We start from the raw sequence: 8,103 nt of genomic DNA, 5'->3' as shown, positions 1-8,103 counted from the left end.
CCATGAACGACAACCCCGCCACCGGAACCACCACCACCGCCGACGCCCCGCCCGTCCCCGAGGAGATCAAGGAGGCGGCCCGGCTCGCCCCCGACCACTGGCTGGGCATGGTCGACCCGGCGTGGTCGGGGAAGGGCGATCCGCCGAACTGGGCGGTGGTGGGCCAGTGGAGGTCCGGCCTGGACGGGGAGATCGAGGAGTGGCGCGCCAACGAGGAGTACCGCCCCTCGCCCCAGGCACTCGGCTGGCCCGCGCCGACCGACGCGGTGGACGAGGCGGTCCAGCTCGCGGCCACCGGTTACGGCCCGGGGGACGCCGTACCACGGTCACTCGCCGGCGCGGAGGTGGCGGTACTGCTCGCTCCCGACGGTGCCCCCCTGTCGGCCACCTCCCCCGACGGCACGTCGGTGGTCCCCGTCTTCACCTCCCCCACGTACCTGCACGCGGCGGGCCGCTTCGGATACGAGCTGATGCCGGTGACCGAGCTGGCGGACCGAATACCGGACGGACACGTGCTCTACCTCAACCCCTCGGGCCCGGTGAGCATGACGGTGGAGACGGAGGCGCTGCGCCGGGCGGCCGAGGAGAAGACGCGGGCGGAGGACGGCCCCCAGGAAGCCGCTGGGAAGACCGCCGGAGAATCGACCACCTGAGCGCAGAACTCCGCAAGCCACCCCCTCCTCCACCCCGCACATCGACGGAGTCTCACCCCATGACGACCCCCATGACGAGCCCTTCCGGCACCCCGGCCGACGAGCAACAGAACACCGCGCAGGCGGATTCCACGGGCGACCCCGCCGACGGACACTCGGACCCGCCGGGGACCCAGGGCGGCCCCGACGCGGTACTCAAGGGCCAGGAGGGCTTCCGGGAGCCGCCCGAGGATTACGTCAAAGCAGCCAGGGTGGCCCCCAACCACTGGCTGTCCGTCATCGACCGCCACTGGAACGGCGAGGAGGACGAACCCCCGCCGCCCTGGGCGAGCCTGGGGCGCTGGCGCAGCGACGAGAGCGGCGAGATCGTCGAGTGGGAGGCGAACGCCGACTACCGCCCCTCCCCCGACGCGTACGGCTGGGCCCCACCGGTCAGCCCCGTGGACGCCGCCGTACAACTGGTAGCCACCGGTTACGCCTCGGAGGAACTCTTCGCCCTGATGCTCGCCGACGCCGAGGTGGCCGTCTGCGTGGACGAGACCGGCGCCTTGTCGGTCACCGAAGCCCAGGACGGCACGGCGGCAGTCCCCGTCTTCTCCTCATCACCAAGCCTGGCGGAGGACAAACTGCCCCCGCACGAGGTGATGTCGATACCCGCCCTACTGGAAAGACTCCCGGACGGAAAAGAGGTCCTGTTCCTCAGCTCCTCCGCCCCGGTGGGCCAACTGGTCACAGCAACCGCCCTACGAGAGAGCAAGGCCGACCTGGAACGATACGAGCCAGAAACCGTCAACGACGCCCCGTAGACCGGCAACCGGCGACTGGGAAGCCGAGGACCGCGCCCTGTGGCCCGACGGTGGCCCGACGACCGCTCGGTGCTCTGCTGGTGGCTCCCCCACTTTCCGGCGACGGGATCACGCATGACTACCCACATCGAGAAACTCATCCAGCAGCTCGATGATTCGACCGGCCCGTCGTACGACGCCCGCGCAGAACTGATCGGCATCGGCTCCGACGCCATCCCCGCGATCATCGACGGACTGCCTTCCCTCGGCGGCTTCGGTCAGCTGACCGCCATCGAGGTCTTCGAGGAGGTGGGGGACCCACGCTGCGGCTCCGCTCTGATCGCACTGCTGGGCAGCGACGACCCAACCATCCGGGAATGGGCGGCGATGGCCCTGGCGGGCCTGGAGATCGGCGACGCGATCGAGCCCGTGCGCCAGGCCTATCGTGCCTGCCTGGAACGGGCGACCCCACCGGACTGGAGCGAGCCCGTCGGCATCCGCTGGGCCCTGACGGAACTCGGCGCACGCACCCCCGTCATACCTCCGCTCACCGCCCGCCTGGGCAACACCGCTGATCCCTCCAGCCCCGGCTGGCCCTCGGCACACTTCGAGGAAGTGATCAACGACCTCGCCGACCACGGCCAGGTGAACCTCTACTCCCAGTTCTGGCGGGTGGCCGGAGGCCGCACGTACGGCATCTCCGACACCGGCCTGGACTGGCAACTCGACTGGACCGCACCCTGGGCGCACCTGGTCGAAGAGGCGCGCACATGGTCCCTGCTGGAAGCCTCCGAGGACCCCGTTGGCGACGACATCTTCGTCACCCCCATCTGGATCGACCGTACCGACCTACACCCCGAGAGGTGACCGGTGCCGTTCCAGCACCCCGAGAGGACACACGCCGAACGCTTCGCCCGGCACCTCATCGGCGGCGAGGCGGCATACGTCCTTGGCGAGCTCGTCACAGGCCGACGAAGAGGCGTATCCGCTCCCCCGTGTCGGATTCATCCCGCATGCTGCGGACTCTGTGCGGACCGTAAAGGCCGCCCGACCCGCTCCGCCGCAGGTCAGACGGCCTTTCGCCGAACCTGTCAGACGTTGAAGCGGAACTCCACCACGTCGCCGTCCTGCATCACGTACTCCTTGCCTTCCATGCGGGCCTTGCCCGCCGCGCGGGCTTCGGCCACTGAGCCTGTCGTGACCAGGTCGTCGAAGGAGATGACCTCCGCCTTGATGAAGCCCTTCTGGAAGTCCGTGTGGATCACGCCGGCCGCTTCGGGGGCCGTGGCGCCCTTCTTGATCGTCCAGGCCCGGGACTCCTTGGGGCCCGCCGTCAGGTAGGTCTGGAGGCCCAGGGTGCGGAAGCCCACGTGGGCGAGGGTGGCCAGGCCCGGTTCTTCCTGGCCCACCGACTGGAGGAGTTCAAGGGCTTCGTCGTCGTCCAGTTCCGCCAGGTCCGACTCCAGCTTGGCGTTGAGGAAGATGGCCTCGGCGGGGGCGACCAGGGCGCGCTGGGCGTCCTTGAAGGTGTCGTCCGTCAGCTCCTCCTCGTCCACGTTGAAGACGTAGAGGAACGGCTTGGCCGTGAGGAGGTGCAGGTCGTGGAGGGGCTCCGCCTTCTCCGTGCCCTGGACCAGGCCCGCCGAGAACAGCGTCTCGCCCTTCTCCAGGATGGCCTGCGCCTCCTCGATGGCCTTGACCTTCGGCAGGACGTCCTTCTTGATGCGCGACTCGCGCTGGAGGCGCGGGAGGACCTTCTCCACCGTCTGGAGGTCGGCGAGGATCAGCTCGGTGTTGATCGTCTCGATGTCGTCCTTGGGCGAGACCTTGCCGTCGACATGGACCACGTTCTCGTCCTTGAAGGCCCGGATGACCTGGCAGATGGCGTCGGACTCGCGGATGTTCGCCAGGAACTTGTTGCCCAGGCCCTCCCCCTCCGAGGCGCCGCGGACGATGCCCGCGATGTCCACGAAGTCCACCGTCGCCGGGAGGATCTTCTGGGAGCTGAAGACCTCGGCGAGCTTGGTCAGGCGCGGGTCGGGTACGCCGACCACCCCGACGTTCGGCTCGATGGTGGCGAACGGGTAGTTGGCCGCCAGCACGTCGTTCTTGGTCAGGGCGTTGAACAGGGTCGACTTGCCGACATTCGGCAGGCCGACGATTCCGATCGTGAGCGACACGTTGGCGACTTCCTGGGGAGAGGGGAGAGAGTGCGGGGAGAGAGTGGGTGGAGCGTGGGAAGCCCAGTTTACGGGCGGCGGTTCGCGCTCCACGACGGGTTCCGGCGCCCCTCGGCCCGCCCGTACGCCTCGAACGCAACGCCAAGCTCGCCCAAAGGGCGTGTCCTGTGCCGGATTCGTCCCCCTCTGCCACCTACGTTGGTCCGGTGGACCAGCACAGGACACGTCAGCCCCAGCGCCGGATCAGGCCGGGGACACCCCCTTCGCCCCGGGGCGCCGTCGCGGAGGCCGCGAGCGTCCACCGGGTGCCGCCCGCGCCGGTACGGCGGGTTCCGCCGGTCGTCGTCACCCTGCGCGGTCTGCCCAACCCCCGGTTCACCGGGATCGGCGCCGGACTGTTCGCCGCCGCCGTCATGCTGTTCGTCGCGTTCGTGGACGAGCTGCTGTTCGACGGGGCGCCCTTCCCGTACGGATTCATGTTCCTGCTGGTGAGCGCCGTGACCGCGCTCTGGGTGCGGGAGGCCGACCTGGTGACCGCCCCGATCGGCGTACCGATCGCCTTCGCCGTCGGCACGATCCCGATCGCCGGCGGTACGGGTGGGTTCGGCGGGAACCTCATGGCGGTCGTCACCGCGCTGGCCGTACACGCGGGCTGGCTGTACGGCGGCACACTCATCGCCGGGCTCATCGCGTCCGTACGCAAGATCCGCCAGATGGGGCGCCGCCAGCTCGCCCGCGACGTGGCGGCCGCCGCCGCGAACCGGGCCGCCGGCAAAGGGGCGGGTGCCGTTCCTCGCAGGGCCGTACCGCGCGGGTAGCCGGCGGGCCTCCCACGCCGGTACGGCCCCGCCCGCCTACCTGCCCGCCGCCGCCATCGCCGCGCCCACGATCCCCGCGTTGTTCTGGAGCTCCGCCGGGACGATCTCGGCCTTGATGCCCTCGATCAGCGGAATGAACTTCTCCGCCTTGCGGCTCACCCCGCCGCCGATGATGAACAGCTCGGGCGAGAACAGCATCTCCACGTGCGCCAGGTACTTCTGGACCCGGTGCGCCCAGTGGTGCCAGCTCAGGTCCTCGTCCTCCTTGGCCTTCGTCGACGCGTGCTTCTCCGCGTCGTGGCCGTGCAGCTCCAGGTGGCCCAGCTCGGTGTTGGGCACCAGCTTGCCGTCCACGAAGAGCGCGCTGCCGATGCCCGTACCGAACGTCAGCAGGAAGACCGTGCCCTTACGGCCCCGCCCGGCGCCGAAGGCCATCTCCGCGACACCCGCCGCGTCGGCGTCGTTGAGGACGGTCACCCGGAGGTTCAGCTTGTCGCCGAGCAGCTGGCCCGCGTCGACGTCGATCCACTTCTTGTCGACGTTGGCGGCCGTACGGATCACGGACCCGGTCACCACCCCGGGGAAGGTGATGCCGACCGGGCCCGACCAGCCGAAGTGCCGTACGACCTCGACCACGCCGTCGGCGACGCTCTCGGGCGTCGCGGGGTGCGGGGTGAGTACTTTGTGACGCGGTTCGACCAGGTCGCCGCGCTCCAGGTCCACGGGCGCGCCCTTGATCCCCGAGCCGCCGATGTCCACTCCGAAGACGTTCATGGACACAACGTTACGGGCAGACGACCGCCACGCGCGCCGTTACCCCTCGACCGTACGTACGGACTTCCCGGCCGACCACATGTACGTACGGTCCAACCACGCGTGCGATCAACCGCGTACCGCGTGTGCGCTCACTTCGCCGTGAGCGCCGCCGCCTCCGCGCGCAGGTCGCGGCGCAGCTCCTTCGGCAGCGAGAACACGATCGACTCCTCCGCCGCCTTCACGATCTCGACGTCCTCGAAGCCGCGCTCCGACAGGTACTCCAGGACGCCCTCGACCAGCACCTCGGGAACGGACGCCCCCGACGTGAGACCGACCGTCTCGACGCCGTCGAGCCACGCCTCCTCGATCTCGTCGGCCGCGTCCACCAGGTAGGAGGCGCGCGCGCCGGCACCGAGGGCGACCTCGACCAGGCGGACGGAGTTGGACGAGTTCTTGGAGCCGACGACGATGACCAGGTCCGCGTCCGCGCCCATCTGCTTGACGGCGATCTGGCGGTTCTGCGTCGCGTAGCAGATGTCGTCGCTGGGCGGCGAGATCAGCAGCGGGAACTTCTCCTTGAGCCGGTCGACCGTCTCCATGGTCTCGTCCACGGAGAGCGTGGTCTGGGAGAGCCAGACGATCTTCGACTCGTCGCGGACCTTCACGTTGGCCACGTCGTCCGGGCCGTCGACCAGCGTGATGTGGTCCGGGGCCTCGCCCGACGTGCCGATGACCTCTTCGTGGCCGTCGTGGCCGATGAGGAGGATGTCGTAGTCCTCGCTCGCGAAGCGGACGGCCTCCTTGTGGACCTTGGTGACGAGGGGGCAGGTCGCGTCGATGGTGGCGAGGTTGCGCTGCGCCGCCTCCTCGTGGACGACCGGGGCCACGCCGTGCGCGGAGAACATGACGATCGATCCCTCGGGGACCTCCGCCGTCTCCTCGACGAAGATGGCGCCCTTCTTCTCCAGGGTCCGTACGACGTACTTGTTGTGGACGATCTCGTGCCGGACGTAGATGGGCGCGCCGTACTGCTCCAGCGCCTTCTCGACGGCGATCACGGCACGGTCCACCCCCGCGCAGTAACCACGGGGAGCGGCGAGCAGGACGCGTTTGCCGGCGCGGCGCGCGGCGTCTCCACTGGGGGTGGCGGCGGGCGACGGGCGGGACGTGTCAGTCATGCGTCCCATCGTAAGGCCGCCCAGAACAGGCGGGGCGTCGCCCATGGACCCGACACTGGGCCTACGTGACGGGTACGTGACGGACGGAGGGACCCGATGGGCGGTACCGGCGACACCGGCATGGGCGGTACCGGCGACACCGGCGGCGACGAGGACGGACGGCCGGCGGCCGGTGGACCCGTGTGGGGCGGCGGCGCGGAGAGCCTGCGGGAGCCGGCGGGCGGGCAGCTGCGGCGGACGCTCGGTTTCCGGGACCTCGTCGTGTACGGGCTGCTGTTCATCGCCCCCATGGCCCCGGTCGGCGTGTTCGGGACGCTCGACGCGAAGGCGCACGGGGCGGTGGCGCTGGTGTACGTGGTGGCGACCGTCGCCATGGCGTTCACCGCGTTCAGTTACGCCCAGATGGTCCGGGTGGCGCCGCAGGCCGGGTCCGTCTTCAACTACGCGCGCAAGGGGCTCGGCGAGGGGCCGGGGTTCATCGCCGGGTGGATGGCGATGCTCGACTACCTGCTGATCCCGGCCGTGGCGTACCTCTTCGCGGGGATCGCGATGGAGGCGCTGGTCCCGTCCGTGGACCGGTGGGTGTGGACCTCGATCGCCGTCGTGGTCACCACGCTGCTCAATCTGTGGGGCGTACGGGCGGCGGCGCGGGTCGGCATGGCGGTGCTCGCGCTGGAGATCGTGGTGCTGCTGATCTTCGTGGTGGCGGCGATCGTGGTGCTGGCGCAGGACGGGGCGACGCGCGGCTGGTCCACGCCGTTCACCAGTGACCGGGGGTTCTCGCTGACGGCGGTCATCGGGGCGGTGTCGGTCGCGGTGCTCTCGTACCTGGGTTTCGACGCGATCGCCTCCTTCGCCGAGGAGGTGACGGGCGGTTCGCGGAAGGTGGCGCGCGCGGTGCTGTTCTGCCTGGTGCTGGCGGGGGTGCTGTTCATCGCGCAGACGTATCTGGTGGCGTTGCTGGAGCCGGTCAGCTCGGCGCGACTGGCGGCCGATCCGGCGGCGCAGGGCACGGCGTTCTACGACGCGGTGGATTCGGCGGTCGGCACGTGGCTGCACGACCTGGTGGCGTCCAGCAAGGCGATCGGCGCGGCGTTCGCCGCGCTGGCGGGTCAGGCGGCGGCGGGGCGGCTGCTGTTCGCGATGGGCCGCGAGCGGCGGCTGCCGCGCGGGCTGTCCCGTACGGACTCGGGCGTGCCCCGGGTGGCCCTGCTGCTGGCGGCCGTGGTGACGCTGGGGGCGGCGGTGTGGGCGGCGCAGCGGGGCGACGGTCTGGACAAGCTGGTGTCGGTGGTCAACATCGGGGCGCTGTCGGCGTTCGTGCTGCTGCACGCGTCGGTGGTGGGGTGGTTCGCGGTACGGCGCGCGGAGGGGGCGCCGCGGTGGTTCCGGCATGTGGTGCTGCCGGTGGTGGGGGCGGGGATCCTGATCGCGGTGATCGTGGAGGCGTCGGGGACGGCGCAGGTGGTGGGGGCGATCTGGCTGGCGGTGGGGTTGGCGGTGCTGGTGGGGCAGCGGGGGCGGGTGGCGGCGGGCTGACGGGGGGGCGTCGCGGACGGGGTCCGGGCCGGTCGGCTGACGCCGTGGGGGCCCCTGGGGACGCGGTCCGGCCCGGGGCCGCTCCTGCGCGGCGTACGGAGGCGGCCCGGGGGCCGTGCTGACGCCCTGTGGGTGCCCTGCTGACGCCGTGCCGGCGGCCCGCCACGCCGTCGGGGGCGGTCGGCCGAAGCCGC

The 8,103-nt window shown here is 70.8% G+C and carries 8 protein-coding genes; 5 read left to right on the top strand and 3 right to left on the bottom strand.

The window, feature by feature from the left end:
- Positions 1-2: 2 nt before the first annotated feature.
- The 3 genes from ACIO1C_RS30630 to ACIO1C_RS30620 all read left to right on the top strand — a co-directional run bounded on the left by ACIO1C_RS30630 (position 3) and on the right by ACIO1C_RS30620 (position 2,305).
- Positions 3-653, top strand: a complete 651-nt coding sequence (locus tag ACIO1C_RS30630) for a type VII secretion system-associated protein (protein WP_401869539.1) — start codon at positions 3-5, stop codon at positions 651-653.
- 59 nt (positions 654-712) lie between these two features.
- Positions 713-1,459 carry a type VII secretion system-associated protein gene (locus ACIO1C_RS30625; RefSeq protein ID WP_401869536.1) on the top strand — a complete coding sequence of 249 codons (747 nt, stop codon included), beginning with the start codon at positions 713-715 and terminating at the stop codon, positions 1,457-1,459.
- Positions 1,460-1,573: 114 nt separating this feature from the next.
- Positions 1,574-2,305, top strand: a complete 732-nt coding sequence (locus ACIO1C_RS30620) for a HEAT repeat domain-containing protein (protein ID WP_401869533.1) — start codon at positions 1,574-1,576, stop codon at positions 2,303-2,305.
- Positions 2,306-2,529: 224 nt separating this feature from the next.
- On the opposite strand, the gene ychF is transcribed toward ACIO1C_RS30620, so the two are convergent.
- Positions 2,530-3,618, bottom strand: coding sequence for a redox-regulated ATPase YchF (ychF, locus tag ACIO1C_RS30615; protein ID WP_401869531.1), 1,089 nt, complete (start codon positions 3,616-3,618; stop codon positions 2,530-2,532).
- A 206-nt stretch (positions 3,619-3,824) separates the two neighbouring features.
- Between ychF and ACIO1C_RS30610 the strand changes: the two genes are divergently transcribed.
- The gene (locus ACIO1C_RS30610; protein WP_401869528.1) at positions 3,825-4,436 is read left to right on the top strand and encodes a DUF6542 domain-containing protein; all 612 of its coding nucleotides are present in this window, start codon (positions 3,825-3,827) and stop codon (positions 4,434-4,436) included.
- Between the two features lie 36 nt (positions 4,437-4,472).
- On the opposite strand, the gene ppgK is transcribed toward ACIO1C_RS30610, so the two are convergent.
- Positions 4,473-5,210 (bottom strand): polyphosphate--glucose phosphotransferase, encoded by a 738-nt coding sequence (gene ppgK, locus ACIO1C_RS30605; protein ID WP_161310514.1) that lies wholly within the window; start codon positions 5,208-5,210, stop codon positions 4,473-4,475.
- A 131-nt stretch (positions 5,211-5,341) separates the two neighbouring features.
- Positions 5,342-6,370, bottom strand: a complete 1,029-nt coding sequence (locus ACIO1C_RS30600) for a 4-hydroxy-3-methylbut-2-enyl diphosphate reductase (protein WP_401869525.1) — start codon at positions 6,368-6,370, stop codon at positions 5,342-5,344.
- A gap of 96 nt (positions 6,371-6,466) precedes the next feature.
- Here ACIO1C_RS30600 and ACIO1C_RS30595 point away from each other — a divergent pair, with 96 nt between their 5' ends.
- Positions 6,467-7,909 (top strand): APC family permease, encoded by a 1,443-nt coding sequence (locus tag ACIO1C_RS30595; protein WP_401869523.1) that lies wholly within the window; start codon positions 6,467-6,469, stop codon positions 7,907-7,909.
- The last annotated feature ends 194 nt before the right edge of the window (positions 7,910-8,103 follow it).

The sequence above is a fragment of the Streptomyces sp. NPDC087420 genome, assembly GCF_044744165.1.
Classification (GTDB): domain Bacteria; phylum Actinomycetota; class Actinomycetes; order Streptomycetales; family Streptomycetaceae; genus Streptomyces.
Note: the sequence above shows the minus strand (reverse complement) of the source record. Positions and strands in the feature narration are given on the sequence as shown.